This window comes from Corynebacterium alimapuense (assembly GCF_003716585.1).
GTDB classification, from domain to species: Bacteria; Actinomycetota; Actinomycetes; order Mycobacteriales; family Mycobacteriaceae; genus Corynebacterium; species Corynebacterium alimapuense.
The window spans coordinates 110,176-133,005 of the sequence record NZ_PTJO01000006.1 but is presented as its reverse complement, the minus strand read 5'-3'; the positions used below and the strand labels follow the sequence as shown (position 1 = coordinate 133,005).

Here is a 22,830-nt window from a genome sequence, read left to right as displayed (position 1 = left end):
AGCGCACCTGCGGATGAACCGTCGTCTGATCGTAGGATCGGTTGCGGTATTCGTCGGCGTAGGTGGTGTATTTGGAGCCACCCAGGTGGTCCCCTATATTTCTACCTCCTCCAGTACCTCCGCTTCAGCTGAGAGCTATCTCCCCACCATCGATGTCGGTACCGCCACACCAGCGCTATTCGACGACTCGGTCGACCACGAGTTCTACCTGGATATCAGCCAGGAAAGCCTTGATGAAATGATCGCCGATTATCAAACCGACGCTTCTAAAACCTGGGAGTCCGCCACTCTCACCATCGATGGCGTGACCATCGAAGATGTTGGCGTCCGACTCAAGGGCAACTCCACGCTTCGCAGCAGCCTGGGACAGACCTCTGATGGCGCACCGGGAGGTGCGGCACCTGGTGGTGAACTACCTGAAGGTGCGACCCTCCCAGAAGGCGTCACCCTCCCAGAAGGTGTCACCCTCCCGGAAGGTGTCACTGCTCCTGAAGCCGGCGAGCTGCCGGAATCAGCTGCCACTGACGGCACCACTACTGAAGGATTTGGTGGCGGCGGACCTGGCGGTGGTGGTGGGGCTCCCGCCGGCAACGATTTAGGTATTGAGCTCGATGATCCCAGCACCTGGCCCTTCCTTATCAGCTTCGACAAGTACTACGAGGGTCGCGTCTATCAGGGCATGAGTGAAATCTCGGTTCGACCAGGCACTCCTTCGGCGAATGAAGCACTCTCGTTGTCATTGACTGAGGCCACCGATCAGCCCAGCCAGGACTTCGGATATGCCACCTACTCAGTTAATTCGAGTGCACTGACCACCAGGTTGTTACTTGAGCATCCGGACGAGAACTACGCGGCCGAGCTCGGCGACGGCATCCTCTACAAGGCCGATGCGGAAAGTAGCTTCACCTACCAAGGCGAAGATCAGACTGCCTACGACGGACAGTTCAAGCAGATCAATGAAGAAGGCACTGGCGATCTCCAGCCGATCATTAACCTGCTGAGCTGGATGGACTCCGCCACCGACGAAGAATTTGATGCGGAACTAGCCGATTATGTCGACGTCGAGAGCTTCGCTGAATATGTCGCCACCCAGAACCTTTTGGTCAACGGGGATGATATGTCCGGACCGGGCCAGAACTACTACCTCTGGTACGACTACGACACCGAATTGATCAGCGTGGTCTCTTGGGACCTGAACTCGGCCATGAATGGTTCTACCGATCTAGGCCCCCAGGAAACCACCTCCGTTGGCGGCGGAGGCGGAGGAGGTGGCGGCCGTGGAGGTACTGCCGAAGCCACCGCTGGTACGGAGGGCACTGCAGTCTCTCCCCAGGTCGATGGCGTACTCCCGGAAAACATGACCACCATCCCGGAAGGTGCCATCCCTCCAGAAATAGACACCTCGGATATCACCGGCACCGATGCCGGCGTCATGGCTCCCCCGGCAGGCATGCAGCCTCCGATGGGCGTTGAGGAAGAAGCCGGAATCGGCAACACCCCGCCGGATCTGGCCACTGGTGATACCACCGGTACCGATACTGAGGACGCAGCACTACCCGCAATTGGTGAACGCCCTGAGGGCATGCAGGCACCAGGAGGAGAAGAGGGAGGAATCACTAGCGGCCACGAGCTGAAGGAACGATTCCTCGCTTCCGATGCCTTCACCGAGATCTACGAACAGACCTACTGGGATCTCTACGAGCAGATGTACGGTTCCGGAACCGCTACGGAGCTCCTCAGTGAGATAGAGGAATCCATCCCGGTGACTGAAGGCCTCCCGCAGGAAGACGTGGATACTGCCATCACCGAACTGGGTGATTGGGTGGATCAACGCACCGCCTACCTTGAGGGGATCAAGCCGCAATAGCAGTTTTCTGGCACAGACAATCACCCGCCGGCCCTGATAATAGGGTCGGCGGGTGATGTCTCTATCTGGTCTTGTCTTTACTGCAGATCGCTTATGCGATGCTCACCTAAATGGCACCTCGCCGATGGTTCGGCGCAGCTTGCGAGTATGCAAACGTCTTGGTTTGCTCGCTAGAGCTTCTACGGCTCGTACTGCGCACATCACGTGGGCTTCCTTGGAATTGGAATAGAACGCTTGGGCCTGGGCAGGCAGCTTCGGCACCGCGTGCAACGGTAGGTCTGAGACAGACAACAAGGTGCCATAGGGAATGCGGTAGCGATAGCCGTTGGTTGCCAGTGCACAGGATTCCATGTCTACGGCTGCTGCGGTGGAACCGCGTAGCCACTCCCATAGATCGCGTGGGGTTTGCCACTCCCAGTTGCGATCGGCAGTGGATAAGACCGTGCCGGTACGCATAAGCGAATTATCGTCACCGTAGATCTCTTTCACCGCGGCCTCGAGTGCCCGCTGGATCTCTGGCACCGCGGGGATCGGAATCTCTCGGGTAATACGCTCGTTGAGGATATGGTCTTGACGCTGATAGGCATTGCCAAGGATGAGATCGCCCATCCGCATTCGACCGTCAAGACCCGCGCAGTGCCCGATCATGATCCATGCCTCGGGGCGTAAGACCGCAAGACAATCGGTGATGGTCTTGGCATTTGAGGGCCCGACACCAATGTTGATCATCGTGATGCCATCGCCCTCTTGGGTGCACAGGTCGTAGCGGGGCATTTGGTAATTGGAACCAAGATCAAGCTCAGCGACGTCGAGATGCTCGGCCTGCTGCCTGGTGATGCGGCGCCCAGATGGCAAAACCAACAGCGTGTAACGGGAGTCAGGGTCGGTGAGCTGGGACAGCCCAAAACTGACGAACTCGGAGGTGTGCATGGCGTAATTGGTAAACAGAATGAACCGCTGGACCGAGTCGACTTGAATACCGGTGTAGTGCTCGATGCGGGCACAAGCGATGTCGAAACGCTGCGGACCGAAGTGAAATAGCGGCTTCGAAGTGCCGTGAAAAGCTTCCCAATCGCCATCGACGATGCCATCGTGCACATGGTCAAGGGTCGGTCGCGGAATGATCCCATCGCCGTCCCCGGCGCGCCGGGCCTCAGAAATCCCCACGATCCCGCGGATGTACTCCGGCGGAATCAGCTCAGCGGAAGGACCGACGTAGACCTCGCAGGGATAATTGTCGGTCAGGCGAGTCAATTGGGCATGAAGATAGTCACGAAGCAAGTGAGGTTTAGACAAGGTGGCGGTGTAGCGACCAGCCTCGTTGACGTAGCCAAAAGGCTCGGAGCGGTCAATCGGCCGCCACTGTTTCACATCCACGACGATCTGTGGGTAGACCACATACCGATAGTCGGTGTAATTGCCTTCCTCGAAGATCTTGCGCGCCAGCTCAGCGGAGCGTTCATAAATTCCAACGATGGCTTCTAGAGCTTCATCGATATCGGTAACTCGGGTGAGTTTGGTGTCAGTCACGGTGATTGTTCCTCCTCCGGCTCAGGCTAGTGGCCACTGACAGATAGTGCTGGGCAGACCGCTTGAACAGGCACGTCTACGGCACCTTAATGTGTACTCTGACACGCAAAAACCCGGGGCTGGAGTGTGCCCCGGGTCATCGCCAGTCAGTTCAGAAAGAGTGTCGGAGTTCGTCCTGATCGGCCTCCCGAAATATCGGTGTCGGTGTGGGTCTCGGCCGGGTGGCCGGGAAGGTTGTGCGTGATGCCCCACGCACTACGTCCACCTTAGGCAAGCCTTACCTAAATTGAAAGGGATCTCGTGAAATTAGTTCACTTTTTTTCATATCCGATTGCTAAAGACGCAATGCCGCTCGGCAAGATCGCCTAAAACGCCACGCGTAAATTCAAAGGCCTCATTCGCCGAGGAGACCAACCAGGACAGATCAACTTCATCTAACTCGAGCAGATCAAGACGACACCGATAGTCGCTGCGATAACACTCCCTTGAACCAATCCGACTGAAATCATAAAAGTTCAGCCCATCCGGCCCGATCCGATAACGCTCGCGCAGTACTCGGGCCAGGACCTGGCCACCGCTCAGATCTCCCAGATATCGAACATAATGATGAGCAATCAGTCCTGTCTCATCTCCCACCTCAGCTAGCCGACGCAAGTGTGCGACATAGGCAAGAGTGCCCCGGCCCGGCAGGACGCAGTCTCGCCAACGAGGGCCGATGAGCCCTAATAAATCCTGCTCAAGGGCTTGAACTCGCTCCAACCTAGAGTCAGCGAACACCCCCAGCCGCGAACCAGCTGAATGCTCTCTAACTCCATCCTCTAGGACTACATAGATAAACCACAATTGAGCCGTGTAATCGGCGACCGCTGCACTATTGAGAGCGCCGGAGGTCAAGCAGGACATGAACGGGGACTTTTCCGAGTGGCTATGCGCTATAGCCGTGCAGTCACGCAGGACAGTCGACAGTGGACGATCTAAAGCAGCGATCATGGCAATCCTTCTCTTCCCGCACAGTCAGCAAATAAGGCAACCCTTACCTTGGTTAGGTGTACCTTATTTAATTTATGAGATAAATGCCATAGGCACCTCGGAAGCTCAACCTTCCGGATCCCCCCACTGACACACCCCATAGCCATTAGGCAAAGAAAAACTGAATACCTCCCCACCCGCACTCCTCGGACATGGAAAATATTCAGCAAGCCCCGCAACAGGGCCATGATAGCTACTGAGCAGGCGGCGCCTGTCCGCGTTCAGCACCCAAGCGAGCGTCAATGCGAAGCTGGCCGGCGCCATCATCACCGACCATCCGAAGCTGATCAACGATGCCAGAAACGGTATCTTCTTCCTCAATCTGCTCCTGCAAGAACCAGTTGATCAAGGTCCGGCTGTCGAAATCACGAACATCATCGGCAACGCGGGCGAGGTTACGAATCATCTCCGAGACCTTCTTCTCATGCGCGTAGGCGATAGTAAAAGCCTCCAGTGCGGACGTGATCTCCAGATCAGGCAGAGTGATGCTGCTGAGCTTGACGCTGGTATTCCGGGCTAGGAGATGATCCGAGAACTTCCCAGCATGCAGGCGCTCTTCATCGGCCTGAGCAGACATCCATGCACTCATGCCGGAAAAACTCATCTTGCTGAGATCATAGGAAATCTGACTGTAGATCAGTGAAGCTGTGTACTCGGCGGTGACTTGGTCATTTAGGGCCTCTTGGAGGCGCGGGTCCATGTTCATAACCGCCATGTTAGGCGCACTTGTGACCGGTGTCATGAACGTATTGGGTGAACGAAGGCCAACCTATGAGTAAATTTCCCGCTAAGGCGTGTTTTGCTCACCCTATTGATCTGGGATGCGCTCTAGCCTTTCGAAATCATACGGGGATTGTCCCCGCCAAGAACCTCGCTCCCGTGGAAGGCCACATCATGTCCCACACGCTCACCGCCATTGCTGCCACCCTCAAGACCGCACGCGTGAACTCCGGCATGTCTCAGGGTCAGATCGCCGAGCAGCTCGGCGTTTCACGCTCTTGGGTCAGCCAATTCGAACGCGGCATGACCAAAGGCCCAGCCCTCGATCGCATTCTCACCCTAGCTGATGCCCTAGGTGTCTCCGTTACCTTTGACCTCCAGGCCGATGAGGCTGAGGTAGTCGAGGTTGTAGAAACAGTCGAGGTTGTAGAGACTCCCGAAGCCCCCGCTGCACCCGTAGAGCCGGTGTTCCATTTCAGCAGCGGCCTCACTGCTGCCCGAGCTCTCCAAAGCGCTTAAATATCTAGAGCATCAAGTAGCGCGTCAAACGCTGGGGCGAGTTCAGTGCGCCACAGCGGGTCAACTCTCCCATCGGCGCGCCCAGGCCCGCCGTTGACTACGGCTACCGGTTTGCCCTGACGCAGGCCCTCCAATACGAGACGGTAGCCACTCATCACTGCTAAAGATGATCCCGCGACCAGCACTGATGTCGACTTCGCGAGCATGACAATCCAGGCAGATCACCGTCGCTAAATCACCATGGAGATGCACAATATTTTGCGCACCCGCAGAGCGGTGGAGCCCATCGACATTCTGGGTAACTATCCCGCTAAGATAGCCCGCCCGTTCCAATTCCACGATGGCGAAATGAGTGCGGTTGGGGCGAGCACTATCCATCTGCCGCCAACCAACAAAACTCCGAGCCCAGTAGCGCTTGGCTGCCGCTGGGTCATGGCTAAACTCCTGATAGGTCATCGGGCGATGTCTGTTCAATGATCCGAGTGGGCCCCGATAATCAGGAATCCCAGAATCCGTAGACACTCCTGCACCTGTCAGCACGAGCACTGAACCAGTTTTGAGTTGTGCTGAAATCAGTTCTAGGGCCTGCTCCGGTGGAGTAGGAATCGTGGTCTCCTCGACCACCCGGGCGATCGAACGCAGCGCGGAACGATGCGAGTCGTTGATGGCGGGGTCATTGAAATCGGCGTCGAAAAGCGGTCTGTCCACATCCACAACCCTAGCCATTGCTGGCGGTGATAGTCGCGTCAGAATATTTAGCCAGTCAGCACTCGGGTGAGCAGGCGCGAGACTCGATCCGGCGAGATTGACCTGCCAAAATATAGTGCTTTATCCAGCTTGGAGACGCCATAGTGGAGTTTGCCCCGGGCCCAGCGTCCGCGCGGATGAACCGCCATCCACACCACATCAGCGACCTGTTCGGGAGTGATCTTGACCCCGAGCTTGCGCACCGAGCCTGCCTCTACTTCTGCCAAAGAAGTCTTCGCCCAGAGCGGCCAGATATCAACCACGCGGATGCCGTCCCCGCGCCATTCCAAGTCCAAAGCCTCAGTTAAACCAGCGACATAAAACTTGGAGGCAGAATAGGCAGCGATCTCAGGCTGGCCGTAGATCGCAGAGGCACTGGCCATGTTGACCAACTGGCCACCGCCGCAGAGATATTGATGGGCAGCGTGGGCACCCAGGGTCACTCCCAGGCAATTGACCTCGATGATGTTCTGTAGCTCTGTGGGGGTTTGTTGCGCTAACCGGCCAGCTGCAATGACCCCAGCGTTGTTGTCTACGACATCGATAGACCCGCCGGTGTGCTCAGAGAAGTCAGCCAGGGCGGCGGCCCAAGAGTCTGCATTTGTGACATCAAGATGCCCGGAAACAACCTGAGAACTCCAGGTCACCGGGGCAATATCATAGGCGCCGACGGTCCAGCCCTCAGCAAGGAATCTTTCGGCGACGGCACGGCCGATACCGGTGGCCGCTCCCGAGATAAAGATAGATGGCATAACGTTGATCTTATGTCTGTTACTGCCACCACCGCCGAGGTCCACACTGCCTTTCTCCGCGCACGTCACGCTCAGTCAGAATGGGAGCGCACTCCGGTCTCAGCTCGCCGGGAGATTATGCTCGCTTTTCATGATCTGGTGCTCGATCATCAAGTCGAGCTGCTCGATCTCATTCAAGATGAGACTGGAAAATCTCGCTCTAGCGCCTTCGACGAGATCATGGACGCAGCCATCACGGCCCGCCATTACGGTTACCGAGCTGCCCGGCTGCTACGCACATCCAAGGCAAAGGGTGCCCTGCCATTGATGACCAGCACCGTCGTGGAGCGCTCGCCCAAGGGAGTAGTCGGAATTATCGCCCCGTGGAACTACCCACTGACCATGGCCATGTCTGATGCCATTCCAGCGTTGCTAGCCGGCAATGCCGTAGTACTCAAACCAGATGAGAAAACCACTCGGACCGCATTGCGGGCCTTAGAGCTGCTGAAATTGGCTGGTCTTCCGCCAGAACTCATGCAGATCACCCCGGGCCCAGGCGAGAGCGTCGGCCAGGCCATCGTGGCCGAATGTGATTACCTCATGTTCACCGGATCTAGTGCTACCGGCCGAATATTGGCAGCTCAGGCCGGGGAACGGTTGATTGGCTTCTCCGCAGAACTCGGCGGAAAAAATCCCATGATTGTGTGCGCCGACGCCGATGTCGAGACTGCTGCTCGAGGCGCGGTGAATGCCTGCTTTTCTAACACTGGGCAGCTGTGTATCTCCATTGAACGGATCTTTGTCCACGAGGATATCGCTGAAGCATTCACCACACGTTTCCGGGAGCTGACGCAATCTTTGCGCATTGGCCCCGGCCATGATTGGACCCTCGATGTCGGCTGCCTAATTTCTCAGGAGCACCTTGAGCGAGTCTCCGCGCTGGTCGACGACGCCCTCAATCACGGCGCCCGCGCTCTGACTGGTGGACATCCGCTCCCAGAGCTGGGTCCGACCTTTTACGCTCCGACCGTGCTCGTTGATGTGCCCACCGACGCAGAACTCTATGCCAATGAGGTATTCGGTCCAGTCGTCACCGTAGAGACGGTAAGCAGCCACGACATTGCGGTGCAACGAGCCAACGCATCCGCTTATGGGCTCAATGCTTCGGTGTGGGGAAAAGTACTCACCGCCCGAAAAATTGCCTCCCAATTGGAATGCGGAACAGTCAATATCAACGAGGGTTTCGCCGCGACGTGGGCCTCCATCGATGCCCCGATGGGCGGGTGGAAAGACTCCGGCGTCGGGCGTCGACACGCAGATGATGGCCTGCTCAAATACACCGAATCGCGCACTATCGCCGTCCAGCGTTGGGTCCCGCTTAGCGGACCACACGGCGTGTCAAAGCAGTCCTATGCACAGGCGGTGAGCACCGCGTTGAAGTGGAGCAAGCGGATTCTGCGCTAAACCGCCAACAACCGCGCTAGGAAAGAACTAGCGGGTCAGTGGTTCGTCTTCCGGATTATCGTCAAATCCGTTGGACTCATCCGCACCGTGTGCTGAATCGGCTGAGGAAGTCTCACCGATGCGCTCATCGATGGCTTCGCGTGCGGTGCGGATGTGCTCGGCCTTATCTTCGCCCAGCTTGTCAGTCGCTAGCTGCTCTGCTTTGTCCAACACCTGATCAGTATTTTGCTCATTGCCGAGAAACTCGGCGGCTTTGTCTTTAGCGCTGTCCATGAAACCCATGTAGGGAGATCCTCTCGCTGAATTAGTGTCGCGTACAAGACGCCTGCACTTTCCAAAAATACAGGCGTTTGCACTAAATCGTCATCTCCAGTGGTACCGAAATCTCTCACTCCACGGTGTGACGCCCCTAGACCTCCCCATGAAGCACCTAGCTGGCTACCTTAGAGGTATGGCCCTCTACGACGACACCCTCGCCCTGTTGCGTGAACTGATCCGCAACGCTTGCGTCAACGACATGACCCCGGCTTCCGGTCAGGAGGTGCGCAACGCCGATAGTCTGGAGCGATTCTTCGACGGAGTACCTGGCATCTGCATTGATCGCTATGAATCAGCCCCCGGGCGGGTGAGCATTGTTGTCACCGTTGCTGGCACCGATCCAGAAGCTGAGCCATTGACACTATTGGGCCACACCGATGTCGTCCCGGTTGATCATTCTCGCTGGGAAACTGACCCCTTCGGGGCAGAGATTATCGACGGCCGCCTCTACGGCCGTGGCTCAATGGACATGCTGTTTATTACTGCCAGCATGGCTGCGGTAGCCCGCGATGTTGCTCTTGCTGGACCACCGACTGGCACGCTCTACTTTGTGGGCGTGGCCGATGAGGAGGCCCGCGGTGGATTGGGTGCGAAATGGCTTTCTGAGCAACACCCGGATGCGTTCTCCTGGCGTAACTGTCTCTCCGAGACTGGCGGATCGCATTTGCCGGTCGCCGATGGCTCCGATGCTCTTGTCGTCGTGGTGGGTGAAAAGGGCTCTGCACAGCGGCGGCTCACGGTGACAGGCGATGCTGGCCATGCCTCGAATCCTTATGGTCGAGTATCTGCAGTGGCAACAATTGCCGAGGTCGTACGGCGCATCTCCTTGATCGATCTCCCCGTCAGCCAGGATCCCCTGTGGCGTGGCTTCGTGCGGGCCTTCCACTTCTCCCCGGCAATCGAACATGCGCTCCTCAACGGCAGCGATAACTCCGCATTTGAGCATTTCGGGGAGCTCTCCCGCTATGCCCACGCACTCTCCCGGTTGACTATCTCCCAGACGATTCTGAACTCCGGCAGCGCCATCAATGTCCTGCCTTCCTCGGCAACGCTCGATCTGGATATCCGCCCACTGCCTGGCACTACCCAGGAAGAGGTAGACGAGATTCTTATCGACGCCCTCGGCGACCTAGCCGATCTCGTCCAGATCGAACGCCTCATCAGCGAGCCTGCCTCGGTCTCCCCCACCGACGGTCCGCTCTATCGCGCCATGGTGGATACCTTCGACGAGTTCTTCCCCGGTGTACCGGTGATTCCCACCGTCGCAGCCGGTGGTTCTGACCTACGTTTTGCTCGTCGTCTCGACGGGGTGGGTTATGGTTTCGCACTCCACGCTCGAGAACGCACCATGGGAGATGTCTTCGCACTTTTGCACTCACACGATGAGTACATCGAATTGGAAGATCTGGATCTCACCCTCAATGCCTATCGTTCGCTGGCTAGAAGGTTCCTGGGGGTTTAAAAACCACCAATGAGTGGTGGAGATTTTGATCTCCAGACGATGAAGACTGACAAGCGGTCTTAGCCAATAGTGGCAAGCTAACTCCCACCAGATTAATTGCTCACCGGAGACTTGCGCTCGCCGCTTTTAGTAGATTCCGCAGCCTTCTAGCTGCTAAAAAAGCACAGAGCTCTTCGAATAAAACAAGCCCCAAAAAATCTAGGCCGAGGCATCCCCCATGCCTTGGCCTAGATCAGCTTCGAGTTCTAGCGATCAACCTCAGAGGGCACACAAAGGCGCAACGTCGTCGCGTCCTTCAGTCATGGGCACGGTCAAGAAAGAACAAGACCACCAGCCACGCGATTCCACGGTGGCGCGAATATCAGACCACTGCTGATCTGAAAGATCCTGAGAACGAGAAAGCACGAAGCCCGATTGGCGATCCGGGTCTCCGACAATTGCCAAGGTGTAATCGTCATTCAAGTAAGTCACCCGGTAGTTGGCTGGACCATCAGCATTCTGGAAAGGAATGTCAGAGAAGGACACCCGCAGGGAAGCATCCGAAACTGCAGTCGCGGTTCCTGAGATAACGGAGTCCTGGCCGAAAAGAGTTCCACAAGAGTTGAGAACCGAGATTGTGGTCTCGTCGATGACGCCGTATTCAGCCCGAGTGTCATAGGCGCACTGCAGGGTGAAAGGCTGCGGAACTGCAGCTACCTGGTACCAAGTGCCCTGATATTTGTTCAAATCAACTGCGCCATCGATTTCAGGCAATGGATTGCCTTGGCTAGATGAAACACCTTCCAGCACCTGGCTGGAACCGCCACCGAGACGACCCCCGTTGAAGATGTCTTGAGCCCCAGCAACTGGCACGGTCAACGCGGCAGCCAAGGTCACAGTGGTCAGAGCGGTCAGGATTCGACGCATGGGATGAACCTTCCAATCGGGAGTGTGTGGGCTAATTTTACATTCCATCTGCAAAATTAGATAGAGCTAATTCACCTTAAAATATACCGATTTGTGAATTGAACACCCAGGATTGAACGGGTGACTGCAACTTGGGCAGCTCGATATTTGGGAATAGGCCTCGAAACCCATGAGGTAGCCACACTCCCCGCAGAGAACAGAATCAGCTGCCCGCACATCCATCCGCCCAAAGGGATGTCCCGCTAGTTCCTCATGGCAGGCATGACACGCCCAGTAGAGGCCGCAGCTTTGACACTTGTTGGCCACTACATCGAACTCGCTGCGGTAGTGAATGCATCGCCCCTGGCCGTCTACCTCGAGACCGTTAATCAACATGCTCACACAGTAGATGACCACCTCATATGGCCATTTCAGCCCGAGATAACAGGCTAGCGGTTATTCGAGCTGCAGTTAGTCATCACTTCTTCCGCCTTGGACCCCTATGTGCTGTGCGAATAACCATTCGTCTCCCATTCGGTACGCAATAACTGCCTCGAACTCAATCCCCACACCAGGAATGCAGCGTTAATTGCAGGTGAAGGCAATAGTTGGACACGAGCGCACGCGGCCGCTACTGTGGTCACAAATTGATAACGGCAAGATCACAGAGCAGTAAAACAGATTGGGTCAGGTCTTGCTCATGAACACCACTAAAGGGGAACGGATGCACCTCCAGGAACGACGACTGCCCGCCGGGCGCCACCGCAAGCAGTCCCGCACTTCCGCGGCTCGCCGCCGACTCATCCTGGCAACGCTCACAGCTGGGGCAGTCAGCTCAGCCGGCATCGGCTCCGCCGCGGCGCAGACACTTCCGGCAGGTTCTTCAGTAACAGCCGAGCAAATCGTGAACACCGTAGCCAGCCAGGTCCAAGCACTGCCTGCCCAGCTCAACGGGGGCGTCGTTAAGCCAGCCCAAGGAACCTTCACCTCTGGCTATGGCATGCGCTGGGGAACCATGCACAATGGCATCGACATCGCTAACGCCATTGGCACCCCGATCCTGGCCGTCATGGATGGCACCGTCATCAACTCCGGCCCAGCCTCAGGCTTCGGCCAGTGGATCCGCATCAAGCATGATGACGGCTCCATGTCGGTCTACGGCCACATGGAGACCCTCAATGTCAACGTTGGCGAGCGCGTCAGCGCAGGTCAGACTATCGCGGGCATGGGCAGCCGAGGCTTTTCCACCGGCTCCCACCTGCACTTCGAGATTCACCCCACCGGCGATGGCGCTGTGGATCCGGTCTCGTGGTTCGCCAACCACGGCATTTATATCTAGGAGCTCATCACTTCTCAGCCCCGCCGGTCAGTGGCCCTTCCTATTGTTATGGAAGCTGGAGTCACTGACCTGCGGGGCTTTCCCTTGTTTTGCTGCTTCACCGTTAACCCTGAGCTCCACATCAAGCAAAAAAGTCGCGGCACTAACCATAATTTCTAGCGAATTATCCAATACACAAAACTCAAAACTCCCGGAGGTTGCAGCCTTTCTGATTTCCCCACGGGGGAGCCGCACCAGGACCTGTAAATACGGCTGCTCTCAGCACTGGCTTCACATTCAGACAACAGTGCAGGAAACAAGAAAAACCGGAGCTCACACCCTCTTTCGAGTTTGTGATCTCCGGCTGTTGCAGTTCAAGAACTGCTCTTTGTGCCCGGGGGGGGACTTGAACCCCCACGCCCTTGCGGACACTGGCACCTGAAGCCAGCGCGTCTGCCATTCCGCCACCCGGGCGGGTGTTGGTTCCAACTTTCCGCAGAATAAACCACGGTCCGCTGTGCGACTTCATTAAGTTAACATCAATGCCCATACGATTAACAAATCGCCAGTTCAAGGGCAATTTCCAGAGCCTTCCCAGGACTTTCTCGCCGCGCCCCCTGATTACTTAGGTATGGGTTTCAGGTGGTGTTGCCCCCTATACTGGTGCATGTCGTGCGCGTGGGGACTACTCCTCGCGCTACTTAAGTAATCCATCTGAGGTGAAAGGAGACCGCGCACATGTCCCTGATGGCACGTTTCGCCAGGCTCGATAGTGCTCTACAGCGCGGTCTCGACAACGGTTTTGCCTTCGTTTTCGGTGGCCGAGTAGTACCTGCCGAGATCGAAGAGCTGCTCAAGCAAGAAGCCGAGGATAACCTCGCAAATCTCGGCGGAGGTATCCCCGGCGCGCCAAATGTTTATGTGGTGGGGGTTTCCTCCAAGGACCTAGAGTCCCTGTCGCAGGCGAACCAAAACCTTCCAGCCGGTTTCGCTGACCAGATGTCGCGATACTGCCGTAATCATGGTTGGCAACTCTCCGGCCCTGTGGTCGTCCGAATCGCTGAAGAATCGGGGCTGCGAACCGGCCAGCTGCGGGTGTCGTCCTATGCGGACGGCACTCCGACTGATGTCAGCGGCTTCGATGCAATCAGCAGCGCAGACATTGCCAGCTCAGAGGATCCCCATCAGGAGGAGATCATGAACGATATTGACGCGCCCACCGAAATCTCACAGATCCCCAAGCAGCCGGTGGTCAGCCTACTGCTGCAGGATGGCTCCTCCCGTACCTTCCTTATCAAGGAAGGCTCGAATATTATCGGCCGAAGCAATGACGCCGATCTGCGGCTGCCCGACACAGGTGTCTCCCGACAACATGCGGAGATCACTTGGGATGGACATGACGCAGTGTTAGTCGACTTGGAGTCGACCAACGGAACCACCGTCAATGACATGCCGGTAGACAACTGGCTTCTGGCAGACGGAGACGTTATTACGGTTGGCCACTCTCATATTGAGGTCCGCATTGTGGACCCGAACCGCCATTAGATAACCACAAAGGAGGTAGCCGTGGATTCGATTGTGATGCTCGTTTTCCGTATCGGCCTGTTAGCGCTGCTGTGGTTTTTTGTACTCATGGCACTACGGGCAATGCGCAAAGACGTTCAACTCGCCGCTGGGGTCACCAGCAGCACGATGACCCCAGCCCCGCAGCTACGGTCAGCAGCGGTGATACCGGGACGTCGAGAAGCAGCGCGCCAGCTAACCGTCATCGATGGGCCACTGAAAGGCTCCCATATGGAGGTCGCTGCATTAGAGGAAGCCGTACTCGGCCGTAGTCCAGAGTGTGATTTCCAACTGGGCGATGACTACTCCTCTGGCCGGCACGCGAGGTTGTTCCGACGCGGTTCGGATTGGTTTGTCGAAGACCTCGATTCCCGCAATGGCACCTTCGTCGGCGGCTACCGAATCGATCAGCCTGAACGAGTCGGAGTGGGCACCGATATTAAAGTCGGCCGAACGACAGTGAGGTTGATTCCGTGACGCTTCGTCTCAATTACACCGTTTACTCTGACCGCGGCCTAGTGCGCAGCAACAACGAGGACTCTGCCTACGCGGGGCCCAACCTGCTGGCGTTGGCCGATGGCATGGGCGGACATGCCGCTGGTGAAGTCGCCAGCATGCTCATGATTACCCACCTCGAGCGGCTAGATACCGACCCGGCAGACAACGACATGCTCGCCTTGATCGGGAATGTCGCTGAGGATGCCAACCGACAGATCGCCGAGGTAGTACGCGAAAAGCCGGAAACCGATGGCATGGGCACGACGCTGACTGCCATGATGTTCAATGGTCGGGAATTCGGCATGATCCATGTCGGTGACTCTCGCGGCTATCGAATGCGCGATGGCAAGCTCACCCAGATCACTATCGATGACACCTTCGTTCAATCTCTTGTCGACGAAGGCAAGCTCGACCCGGAGGATGTCTCCTCCCACCCACAGAAATCATTGATCCTCAAGGCCTATACGGGCCGCCCGGTTGAGCCCACGCTCAGCGTGCTTGAAGCGCTCCCAGGTGACCGTATTCTGCTTTGCTCGGACGGGCTGTCTGACCCAGTGACTGCCTCCACCATCGAGACCACCCTCGCTGAAGGCACTCCAGAGGAGGCCGCGCACCGTCTCATTGAGCTAGCGCTGCGCTCCGGAGGACCCGACAATGTCACCGTGGTCATCGCCGATATCGTCGATGCCTCCTTGCTTGACGACGCCGCTTTGTCCGCCATCTCTGTCATCCCCGCCACCGCAGGTGCCTTGTTGGGTGAGATCGAAGAAGACTCTCATCCCGATACCTCCGCAGGTAGGGCTGCACTATTGAGCCGGCAGCCCAAGAACATCTCTCCAGACGGAGGAGTACAAACCCAACCCCAAGCGATGGGTGAAGCTACCCCGAGCCAATCCGGCGCTGTCGGTGGTCGAGGAGGTAGGTTTCGTCTCTCGGCATTAATCGCCGGGCTACTGCTGCTCATTGGACTCGTGGTAGCTGGCTGGTGGACTTGGTCGGTCGTGGATCGAACCTATTTTGTGGCCACCGGTAGCAACGATCAACTCTTGATCGAACAGGGAATTGAGTACTCCGTATTCGGTAAAGATTTGCACTCGCCATATCAAGAGGCCTGCCTTAACGAGGCTGGTGCGCTACGCCTGGTCGATGTCGGCAGCGCCGATGATTGTTCCGCTTTCACCCTCGAAGATCTCCCTGAGTCCACACGCACGTCAGTTGATGGACTCGCCAGCGGCTCTTATGACGAGGTCACAGGTCAGCTGCGCCGCTTGGCAGATCAAGCTCTGCCGGTCTGTATTGATCGGGACACCCAGCCCGAGGCCGAGGGCAATGCTGATTCCGGCGACCTCTCCCGCCCGGGTATCAACTGCCGGGAGGTGAACTAAGTGTCTTTTCTTTCCGCTCGCCGAACTGAGCTCAACCTGCTGATTCTGGCTGCGGTGCTGCTCACAGTGACACTAGCGAACCTAGAGCTCAGCCAGGGCAACGCTCTCACCACCGATATGCTGTGGCTCATTGGTGGCTTCATCTTGATCTTTTCCACTGCACACGTTGCCTTGGTGATCTTGGCCCCGCATGCTGATCAGATCATTCTGCCGGTGGTCTCTGTCCTCAACGGCCTAGGACTGGTGATGATTTACCGCCTCGACATCGCCAATGGGACGTCGATGGCCAGCCGACAAGTGATGTGGACGCTGCTGGGAATCGGGCTCATGATCGGTGTGCTCACTTTGCTCCGAGACCATAAATCGTTGTCTCGCTATTCTTATTTGCTCGGGCTCGTTGGCCTAGTGTTCTTGGCCTTGCCGTTGGTCTGGCCGACTCAGATCAACGCCGACGCTCGTATTTGGATCACCATTGGGCCATTTTCTATCCAGCCGGGTGAGTTCTCTAAGATCCTGCTGCTGCTGTTTTTCGCACAGCTATTGGTCAATAAACGCGCACTTTTTAATGTCGCTGGCTACCGTTTCTTAGGAATCGAATTCCCACGACTGCGCGACCTGGCACCCATCTTGGCAGTCTGGGCCATCGCCATCCTCATCATGGCAGCCTCCAATGACTTCGGCCCTGCCCTGCTGCTGTTTTCCACCGTGCTCGGCATGATGTATTTGGCCACCAACCGAACCTCCTGGCTTTTGATTGGCGTCACCTTGGTAGGCATTGGCGGCTACGCCATCTACCAAGTCTCGGCCAAAATCCAGGAACGCGTCTCCAACTTCCAAGATCCGATAGCTAATTACGATTCCACCGGCTATCAGCTCTCCCAAGCCCTATTCGGTATGTCCTGGGGCGGAATCGTTGGCACCGGCCTAGGTCAGGGAAATCCTGAAATTGTGCCAGTTGCGCACTCCGATTTCATCCTTACCGCGATCGGTGAAGAACTCGGACTCATTGGTCTGGGAGCAGTCCTCGTGTTGTTTGCACTGCTGGTCTCCCGAGGATTCCGTACCGCTTTGTTGGTGCGTGACTCCTATGGGAAGCTCGTCGCCGCAGGACTCTCGTTAACTATCGCCATTCAGATTTTCGTCGTCACCGCAGGTGTCAGCGCACTGATGCCGATGACCGGACTGACCACTCCGTTCATGTCCGCGGGCGGATCCTCACTGATGGCCAACTACATCCTGATCGCAATATTGCTAAGAATCTCCGACTCCGCTCGCCGGCCGGCTGAGACCGATGCCGGACTCAGCACTGGGAATCCGAATCGCCAAGGCGCAGAAACCGGATATTTCCCCACTTTTAATCAGAGCGAGGTGAACCGCTAGATGAACCGCCCTATCAGACTCGTCGCTGTGTTTGCCCTGCTGTTAACCCTCATTCTGATGATCAATCTCACCATCATTCAGGGGTTCCGTCAGGACGAATACGCCAACAACGCGCTGAATCAGCGTGGGTTCCTCGAGATGAAGTCAATCCCTCGAGGCCAGATTTCCGCAGGAGGGGTCGTGCTGGCCTCTAGCACTGCGGATGAGGAGGGTTTTTATAATCGCTCCTATCCTTCCGATAACCCCACCGCTTTCGCTCCAGTCGTGGGTTATCTCTCTGATCAGTTCGGAGCCGCGGGACTAGAATCCTCTTATAACTCCATCCTCAACGGCACCGATGATTCACTCTTTGGAACTCGTTGGATGGATACCATCACTGGCCAAGAATCCACAGGTGCCAACCTCGAACTCACCTTGGATCCCACTGTCCAGAAGGTTGCCCAGCAGCAGCTCAGCGACAATGGCTACGAGGGTGCAGTTGTTGCTTTGCAGCCTTCGACTGGCGAAGTTCTGGCTATGGCTTCCTCGCCCAGCTTTGATCCGAACTCAATCGTGGATCCCACCACTGCCAACGATGCTTGGGCTGAAATCAACAGCGACCCAGGCAACCCGCTGACCAACCACGCCAGCCAAGAGACTCTTCCCCCCGGCTCGATCTTTAAGATCATCACCACCGCCGCTGGGTTAGAAAACGGCTATAGCTCTAGTTCTCAGCTCACTGGTGCTTCTTCGATCACGCTGCCTAACACCAACACCACGCTGACTAACTACGGTAACCAGCAATGTGCCGGATCTACTGAAGTCTCCTTAGAGACTGCGTTCGCCAACTCCTGTAATACCGCTTTCGTGCAGATGGGTATTGATGTCGGCGCAGATTCCTTAAGTAGTGCCGCCGATGCCTTCGGTGTCGGAGAGACCTATGACCTAGGCGTGCCTATGTCTGCCGGCTCTCTCGGCGATATTCCCGATGATGCGGCGCTAGGCCAAACCTCTATTGGTCAGCGCGATGTCACGATGTCTGCACTCCAGGCTGCGGTGATGGCCGGGACCGTCGCTAATGACGGGCTGCGCATGGAGCCCTACCTCGTCGACCGGATTACCGGCAGCAACCTTGATGAATTACGCAGCACTGATCCCAACGAGGTCACCCAAGCTATAAGCTCTGACATTGCAGAAGAACTGACCCAACTCATGCTCGCCTCCGAGAGCAACACCACTGGCGGCAGCGGGACGGGTTACGCTTCCAAGACTGGTACCGCCGAGCATGGTGATGAAAGCTCTGCTCCGCACACTTGGTACGTAGCCTTCGCCCCGAGCGAAGATGCTGACGTGGCAGTCGCAGTTGTCGTCAAAAATGGTGGCGGATACGGCACGAGCGCAACCGGTGGACAGGTGGCCTCTCCTATTGGCCGCGCTGTTATCCAGGCTGCCCTGGCTGCCCAGGAAGGTTCATAATGAACGACAATGAGGGCCGAGAACGGCTCCAAAAACTCATCGGTGAGGACTATCGGCTTCAGTGGATCATTGGCCACGGCGGCATGTCCACCGTGTGGCTAGCTGATGATGTGGTCAACGATCGCGAGGTGGCTATCAAGGTCCTTCGCCCAGAGTTTTCAGATAACCGCGAGTTTCTCGATCGTTTCCGCAACGAAGCCAGCACCGCCAAACTCCTCGACTCTGACAATGTCGTTCGCACCTACGATTACCGCGAAATTCCCGATCCGGCTGGTCACACTTTCTGTTTCATTGCCATGGAGTACATTCGAGGCGAATCTCTAGCGGATCTGCTCAGCCGCGAAAAGCAGTTGCCGGAGTCCTTGGCACTGGATGTACTCGAACAAGCCGCACATGGGCTTTCGATCATCCACCGAATGAATCTGGTGCACCGGGACATCAAGCCCGGCAATCTGATGGTCACTCAAAACGGCCAAGTCAAAATCACCGATTTCGGTATTGCTAAGGCCGCTGCAGCCGTCCCGTTGACTCGCACCGGCATGGTTGTTGGCACTGCACAATATGTCTCCCCGGAACAGGCCCAGGGCAAAGAGGTCACCGCAGCATCCGATATCTATTCGCTTGGTGTCGTCGGCTACGAAATGCTTGCCGGCCAGCGTCCCTTCACTGGCGATTCTTCAGTCTCAGTGGCTTTGGCCCACATCGGCAATGCTCCACCACCCTTGTCGACTCAGACCAGCGCTACTGCTCGCGAGCTCATTGGCATTGCGCTGCGCAAGGAGCCTACCCAGCGTTTCGCCAACGGCAATGAAATGGCCTTGGCAGTTTCTGCTGTGCGCTTGGGTAATCGGCCGCCTCAGCCTGCCTCCGCAGCCATGACGCAGCTGGCTCCAGAGCCCTCCCCCACTGAATCCACTCGGATGCTCGGTGCGGTCGCTCACCCGACTACCGTTCACCCGGCAGCGGCCGGAGCCGCAGTAGCAGCATCCGCTGCCGTCCAGGCTCCTCGAAAAAACAAGCGCAGCTCAAACAGCGGCTTCATCACGGGAGTGCTCATGGCAGTTGTCATTGCTGGCCTCTTGGGCGGAGGCATGTACTTGGCGTCAAGGTCCGGGTTATTCGAAGGTGACACCGGCGGCGTGGAAACCTCCACCCCAGAGACCACCGTTGAGCCGGAGATTGTCACTGAATGGGTTACCCCGACGCCCACTCGAGAAAACTCAACACCTGAGCCAGCGCCGCCGACTACCACCGCGCGGATCACTCCGACACCCACCGTGCCCACGGTTACTACTCCGACTACGACTGCCCCGGAGGTAACCAGTCCGACAGCTCCCGCCACGCCAGTCGAAACCACTGCGACCGCAGCACCGGAAGACTCCGATGACACTGATGATGAAGCCACGGGCGACGATGCCCAAAGCGAAGGTCCTATCAGTGCTCCGCAGACGAACGAGGGCGTACTCGCCTCTCCGGATTACCTCGACAATGGAGTAGACGGATGACCTTAATTGGGGATCGCTACACATTGGCTGAGGTCATCGGCACTGGCGGGATGTCCGATGTCTACGCGGCCGAAGATACTCTGCTCGGGCGTGGTGTCGCGGTGAAGATCATGCGCGTCGAGCTCGCTCGCGACGTCAACTTCCGCGAGCGTTTCCGCCGTGAAGCGCAGAATTCCGGTCGTCTTAACCATCCTGCGATCGTCGCTGTTTATGACACCGGTGAGACCATCATCGATAGCATCAACGTTCCCTATATCGTCATGGAGCGGGTTCACGGTCGTACTATTCGCGAGATTATTCGCGAGAACGGCTCCATGTCACCGGCGCGAGCCGCGGAAGTGCTGCTCCCCGTCTCCCAAGCTTTGCAGGCCAGTCATGACGCTGGCATCATCCACCGCGATATCAAGCCAGCCAACATCATGATCACCAACACGGGTGCGGTCAAGGTGATGGACTTTGGCATCGCTCGCGCCCTCGATGACTCGACATCCGCGATGACCCAAACCTCCGCGGTCATCGGAACGGCCCAATATCTCTCGCCTGAGCAAGCACGTGGCAAACCTGCCGATGCCCGTTCCGACGTATACGCACTGGGTTGTGTCCTCTACGAGGCGATCACCGGCCGGCCGCCCTTCGAGGGCGAGTCGCCTTTCGCTGTGGCTTACCAGCATGTCCAGGAAAATCCGACGCCTCCTTCCGAGCTTCTCGACGAGCCGCTGTCCCCCACCGCCGCCGTCAACGTCGACGCCGTGGTGTTGACCGCGATGGCCAAGCACCCTGCCGATCGATACCAAAACGCCGCTGAGATGGGCGAAGACCTCCAACGCCTGGCACGCAATGCGGTCACCGAGGCTGCCAGGCACCATATTTCCGCCGAGGTACCGACCGAAATAGCAGGACCTGCCGCGGTATCTCCTACCCTGTTAGCTGCTGCAAATACCAGCACCGCTGTTCCAGTAGTCCCTGCCGCACCGCAAGAAATCGCCCCTGACGACAAGCGTCGTAGTAACCGGTGGATGGTCTGGGTTGCTGGGCTGTTGGCACTGTTAGCTCTAGGTATTGGATCTGCCTTCCTGTGGGATTTTGTAGGCGATCGCAACAATGGAGTTTCCACCGAATCGATGGTTACTGTCCCCGATGTCACGGGTATGCAGCGTCTAGAAGCGGTCACAGAGCTCGAGGGGCTGGGCTTACTGGTAGATATCAACGAAGAACCCAATCCCGATGTCGCGCGCGGCCAAGTCATTCGTACCAATCCGACCGCCGGTTCCCAGCTACAACCTGGTACCAATGTCACCGTCACGGTGTCTTCCGGACGAGAGATTACCGATGTCCCCGATATCACCAATATGACTCCCCAAGAGGCTGCAGATGCCCTCGAAGCTGCTGGTTTAGAACTTGAACAGCAAGTCGACGAGGCCAACTCGGAAGCGGTCGAGATCGGACGTATTATCGCGCAGTCACCGGCCGCCGGTTCCCAGCTGTCCAAGGGATCCTCAGTATCGATTACGGTTTCCACTGGTCCAGAGTTAGTCCGAGTACCGTCATTAATCGGTATGCAGCTGGTTCAGGCCGAAGCTACTTTGGCGTCAATCGGTCTTTCCGCACAGGTCACTACCATTGATTCTCTCGAACCAGAGGGACAAGTACTGAGCATGACCAACGAAGGTACTAACGTCTCCCCGGGTACAGTGATTTCCATCGAAGTATCCAATGGAATGCTGATCTCCATGCCAGATATCACTCGTCTCGAGCGCGATGAGGCATTAACTATGCTCCAAGAGTCTGGATGGCAGGGATCAGCTGCTCAATTGATCGAAGGTGAGACCGTCCCTACTGGTGCTCTGATCGACCAGGATCTCATCGCAGCCAGCGAGCCTGCCGCAGATGGAGCCATCCGCAAGGACGCCACCATTACGATTCTTCTTTATGAATTCAATGTCGGTGCCCTAATCCCAGGCGCATGATAGGAAACAGCTAGCTCACCGAAAGAAATCTAGGGGACCACCGTCGGCTGGTACCCTTAACGCCACTGACACGAAAGGCCTGATATGCCCAAGGCGAAGATCACCAAAAGCTCCATCCCGCAGTCGAGCACGTCCTCGGCTAACCGCACCCCAGTAAAGATCAACACTGGAGGTACTCCGGTCTGGTACAAGGCCATCATGTTCGGTCTCATGCTGGCCGGTCTGATCTGGCTCGTAGTCAACTACCTGGCTGGCACACATATCCCCTTCATGGTGGAGCTGGGTGCTTGGAACTATGGCATCGGTTTCGGACTGTTCGTCCTTGGTCTGCTGATGACCATGGGTTGGCGCTAGCCGCTCTCTCTCACTTATATGAATTAAGCCCCGGACCTTCTTGGTCTGGGGCTTTGGTTTTTCTAGGTTTCCACTTGGATGCGGTTGACCGAGCTGTCCTACTGTTCCTGGGTGGTTAGTCGCACCGCAATTA

Annotated in this window: 20 protein-coding genes, 1 tRNA gene and 1 pseudogene; 13 read left to right on the top strand and 9 right to left on the bottom strand. The window is 57.0% G+C overall.

The annotated features are described in order from the left end of the window. Positions 1-13: 13 nt before the first annotated feature. Positions 14-1,867 carry a CotH kinase family protein gene (locus C5L39_RS09890; protein ID WP_123048741.1) on the top strand — a complete coding sequence of 618 codons (1,854 nt, stop codon included), beginning with the start codon at positions 14-16 and terminating at the stop codon, positions 1,865-1,867. Between the two features lie 102 nt (positions 1,868-1,969). Here the strand turns inward: C5L39_RS09890 and amn are convergent, their stop codons facing one another. The 3 genes from amn to C5L39_RS09875 form a co-directional block, all read right to left on the bottom strand. Further along, the gene (amn, locus tag C5L39_RS09885; protein WP_123048740.1) at positions 1,970-3,397 is read right to left on the bottom strand and encodes an AMP nucleosidase; all 1,428 of its coding nucleotides are present in this window, start codon (positions 3,395-3,397) and stop codon (positions 1,970-1,972) included. 321 nt (positions 3,398-3,718) lie between these two features. Then, positions 3,719-4,387 carry a biliverdin-producing heme oxygenase gene (locus tag C5L39_RS09880; protein ID WP_123048739.1) on the bottom strand — a complete coding sequence of 223 codons (669 nt, stop codon included), beginning with the start codon at positions 4,385-4,387 and terminating at the stop codon, positions 3,719-3,721. A gap of 232 nt (positions 4,388-4,619) precedes the next feature. Continuing rightward, positions 4,620-5,132 carry a ferritin gene (locus tag C5L39_RS09875; protein WP_123048738.1) on the bottom strand — a complete coding sequence of 171 codons (513 nt, stop codon included), beginning with the start codon at positions 5,130-5,132 and terminating at the stop codon, positions 4,620-4,622. A gap of 65 nt (positions 5,133-5,197) precedes the next feature. On the opposite strand from C5L39_RS09875, the gene C5L39_RS09870 reads away from it, so the two are divergent. After that, entirely contained in the window at positions 5,198-5,665 is a 468-nt protein-coding gene (locus C5L39_RS09870) for a helix-turn-helix domain-containing protein (protein WP_123048737.1), read from the top strand. Here the strand turns inward: C5L39_RS09870 and C5L39_RS09865 are convergent. Both C5L39_RS09865 and C5L39_RS09860 read right to left on the bottom strand, forming a co-directional pair. Continuing rightward, positions 5,662-6,391, bottom strand: a pseudogene (locus tag C5L39_RS09865) (Sir2 family NAD-dependent protein deacetylase). The gene C5L39_RS09870 and the pseudogene C5L39_RS09865 sit on opposite strands and share 4 nt — an antisense overlap. A 29-nt stretch (positions 6,392-6,420) precedes the next feature. Next, positions 6,421-7,164 carry an SDR family oxidoreductase gene (locus tag C5L39_RS09860; protein ID WP_123048848.1) on the bottom strand — a complete coding sequence of 248 codons (744 nt, stop codon included), beginning with the start codon at positions 7,162-7,164 and terminating at the stop codon, positions 6,421-6,423. 12 nt (positions 7,165-7,176) lie between these two features. Between C5L39_RS09860 and C5L39_RS09855 the strand changes: the two genes are divergently transcribed. Continuing rightward, on the top strand, positions 7,177-8,607 hold the full coding sequence (locus C5L39_RS09855; protein WP_123048736.1) for a succinic semialdehyde dehydrogenase: 1,431 nt from the start codon (positions 7,177-7,179) through the stop codon (positions 8,605-8,607). 27 nt (positions 8,608-8,634) lie between these two features. Here C5L39_RS09855 and C5L39_RS09850 read toward each other — a convergent pair whose 3' ends face one another. Beyond that, a complete protein-coding gene (locus C5L39_RS09850; RefSeq protein ID WP_123048735.1) occupies positions 8,635-8,889 on the bottom strand; it encodes an Rv0909 family putative TA system antitoxin in 255 nt (84 codons plus the stop codon). A 169-nt stretch (positions 8,890-9,058) separates the two neighbouring features. On the opposite strand from C5L39_RS09850, the gene C5L39_RS09845 reads away from it, so the two are divergent. Continuing rightward, complete coding sequence (locus tag C5L39_RS09845) at positions 9,059-10,387, top strand: M20/M25/M40 family metallo-hydrolase (RefSeq protein ID WP_123048734.1); 1,329 nt, start codon at positions 9,059-9,061, stop codon at positions 10,385-10,387. A 258-nt stretch (positions 10,388-10,645) separates the two neighbouring features. Here the strand turns inward: C5L39_RS09845 and C5L39_RS09840 are convergent, their stop codons facing one another. Then, entirely contained in the window at positions 10,646-11,293 is a 648-nt protein-coding gene (locus C5L39_RS09840) for a lipocalin family protein (RefSeq protein WP_123048733.1), read from the bottom strand. Positions 11,294-11,359: 66 nt separating this feature from the next. Next, positions 11,360-11,668, bottom strand: a complete 309-nt coding sequence (locus C5L39_RS09835) for a CHY zinc finger protein (RefSeq protein ID WP_123048847.1) — start codon at positions 11,666-11,668, stop codon at positions 11,360-11,362. A gap of 328 nt (positions 11,669-11,996) precedes the next feature. Here C5L39_RS09835 and C5L39_RS09830 point away from each other — a divergent pair, with 328 nt between their 5' ends. Next, positions 11,997-12,611: a M23 family metallopeptidase gene (locus C5L39_RS09830; RefSeq protein ID WP_123048732.1), complete on the top strand. Its 615-nt coding sequence runs from the start codon at positions 11,997-11,999 to the stop codon at positions 12,609-12,611. A gap of 370 nt (positions 12,612-12,981) precedes the next feature. Here C5L39_RS09830 and C5L39_RS09825 read toward each other — a convergent pair. Continuing rightward, positions 12,982-13,064 (bottom strand) — tRNA-Leu (locus tag C5L39_RS09825). 264 nt (positions 13,065-13,328) lie between these two features. On the opposite strand from C5L39_RS09825, the gene C5L39_RS10900 reads away from it, so the two are divergent. The 8 genes from C5L39_RS10900 (at position 13,329) to crgA (ending at position 22,697) form a co-directional block, all read left to right on the top strand. Then, positions 13,329-14,135 carry an FHA domain-containing protein gene (locus C5L39_RS10900; protein WP_123048731.1) on the top strand — a complete coding sequence of 269 codons (807 nt, stop codon included), beginning with the start codon at positions 13,329-13,331 and terminating at the stop codon, positions 14,133-14,135. A 21-nt stretch (positions 14,136-14,156) separates the two neighbouring features. Continuing rightward, entirely contained in the window at positions 14,157-14,630 is a 474-nt protein-coding gene (locus tag C5L39_RS09815) for an FHA domain-containing protein FhaB/FipA (RefSeq protein WP_123048730.1), read from the top strand. Next, positions 14,627-16,036: a PP2C family protein-serine/threonine phosphatase gene (locus C5L39_RS09810; RefSeq protein ID WP_123048729.1), complete on the top strand. Its 1,410-nt coding sequence runs from the start codon at positions 14,627-14,629 to the stop codon at positions 16,034-16,036. Before C5L39_RS09815 ends, C5L39_RS09810 begins: the two co-directional genes overlap by 4 nt. Beyond that, positions 16,037-17,416, top strand: a complete 1,380-nt coding sequence (locus C5L39_RS09805) for an FtsW/RodA/SpoVE family cell cycle protein (RefSeq protein ID WP_123048728.1) — start codon at positions 16,037-16,039, stop codon at positions 17,414-17,416. Continuing rightward, positions 17,417-18,871, top strand: coding sequence for a penicillin-binding transpeptidase domain-containing protein (locus C5L39_RS09800; RefSeq protein ID WP_123048727.1), 1,455 nt, complete (start codon positions 17,417-17,419; stop codon positions 18,869-18,871). Beyond that, positions 18,871-20,376, top strand: coding sequence for a serine/threonine-protein kinase (locus C5L39_RS09795; protein ID WP_123048726.1), 1,506 nt, complete (start codon positions 18,871-18,873; stop codon positions 20,374-20,376). The genes C5L39_RS09800 and C5L39_RS09795 overlap by 1 nt, the downstream gene beginning before the upstream one ends. After that, the gene (gene pknB / locus C5L39_RS09790) at positions 20,373-22,343 is read left to right on the top strand and encodes a Stk1 family PASTA domain-containing Ser/Thr kinase (protein WP_123048725.1); all 1,971 of its coding nucleotides are present in this window, start codon (positions 20,373-20,375) and stop codon (positions 22,341-22,343) included. The genes C5L39_RS09795 and pknB overlap by 4 nt, the downstream gene beginning before the upstream one ends. A gap of 84 nt (positions 22,344-22,427) precedes the next feature. Then, complete coding sequence (gene crgA / locus C5L39_RS09785; protein WP_123048724.1) at positions 22,428-22,697, top strand: cell division protein CrgA; 270 nt, start codon at positions 22,428-22,430, stop codon at positions 22,695-22,697. Positions 22,698-22,830: the final 133 nt, after the last annotated feature.

Bases quoted from the DNA above. Each gene is read 5' to 3' on its own strand.
- C5L39_RS09800 (WP_123048727.1), top strand. From the start codon at position 17,417: ATGAACCGCCCTATCAGACTCGTCGCTGTGTTTGCCCTGCTGTTAACC.
- C5L39_RS09880 (WP_123048739.1), bottom strand. From the start codon at position 4,387: ATGATCGCTGCTTTAGATCGTCCACTGTCGACTGTCCTGCGTGACTGC.
- C5L39_RS09840 (WP_123048733.1), bottom strand. From the start codon at position 11,293: ATGCGTCGAATCCTGACCGCTCTGACCACTGTGACCTTGGCTGCCGCG.
- C5L39_RS09870 (WP_123048737.1), top strand. From the start codon at position 5,198: ATGAGTAAATTTCCCGCTAAGGCGTGTTTTGCTCACCCTATTGATCTG.
- C5L39_RS09845 (WP_123048734.1), top strand. From the start codon at position 9,059: ATGGCCCTCTACGACGACACCCTCGCCCTGTTGCGTGAACTGATCCGC.
- C5L39_RS09890 (WP_123048741.1), top strand. From the start codon at position 14: ATGAACCGTCGTCTGATCGTAGGATCGGTTGCGGTATTCGTCGGCGTA.
- C5L39_RS10900 (WP_123048731.1), top strand. From the start codon at position 13,329: ATGTCCCTGATGGCACGTTTCGCCAGGCTCGATAGTGCTCTACAGCGC.
- pknB (WP_123048725.1), top strand. From the start codon at position 20,373: ATGACCTTAATTGGGGATCGCTACACATTGGCTGAGGTCATCGGCACT.
- C5L39_RS09855 (WP_123048736.1), top strand. From the start codon at position 7,177: ATGTCTGTTACTGCCACCACCGCCGAGGTCCACACTGCCTTTCTCCGC.
- C5L39_RS09830 (WP_123048732.1), top strand. From the start codon at position 11,997: ATGCACCTCCAGGAACGACGACTGCCCGCCGGGCGCCACCGCAAGCAG.
- C5L39_RS09875 (WP_123048738.1), bottom strand. From the start codon at position 5,132: ATGAACATGGACCCGCGCCTCCAAGAGGCCCTAAATGACCAAGTCACC.
- C5L39_RS09860 (WP_123048848.1), bottom strand. From the start codon at position 7,164: ATGCCATCTATCTTTATCTCGGGAGCGGCCACCGGTATCGGCCGTGCC.
- C5L39_RS09835 (WP_123048847.1), bottom strand. From the start codon at position 11,668: ATGTTGATTAACGGTCTCGAGGTAGACGGCCAGGGGCGATGCATTCAC.
- crgA (WP_123048724.1), top strand. From the start codon at position 22,428: ATGCCCAAGGCGAAGATCACCAAAAGCTCCATCCCGCAGTCGAGCACG.
- C5L39_RS09850 (WP_123048735.1), bottom strand. From the start codon at position 8,889: ATGGGTTTCATGGACAGCGCTAAAGACAAAGCCGCCGAGTTTCTCGGC.
- C5L39_RS09795 (WP_123048726.1), top strand. From the start codon at position 18,871: ATGAACGACAATGAGGGCCGAGAACGGCTCCAAAAACTCATCGGTGAG.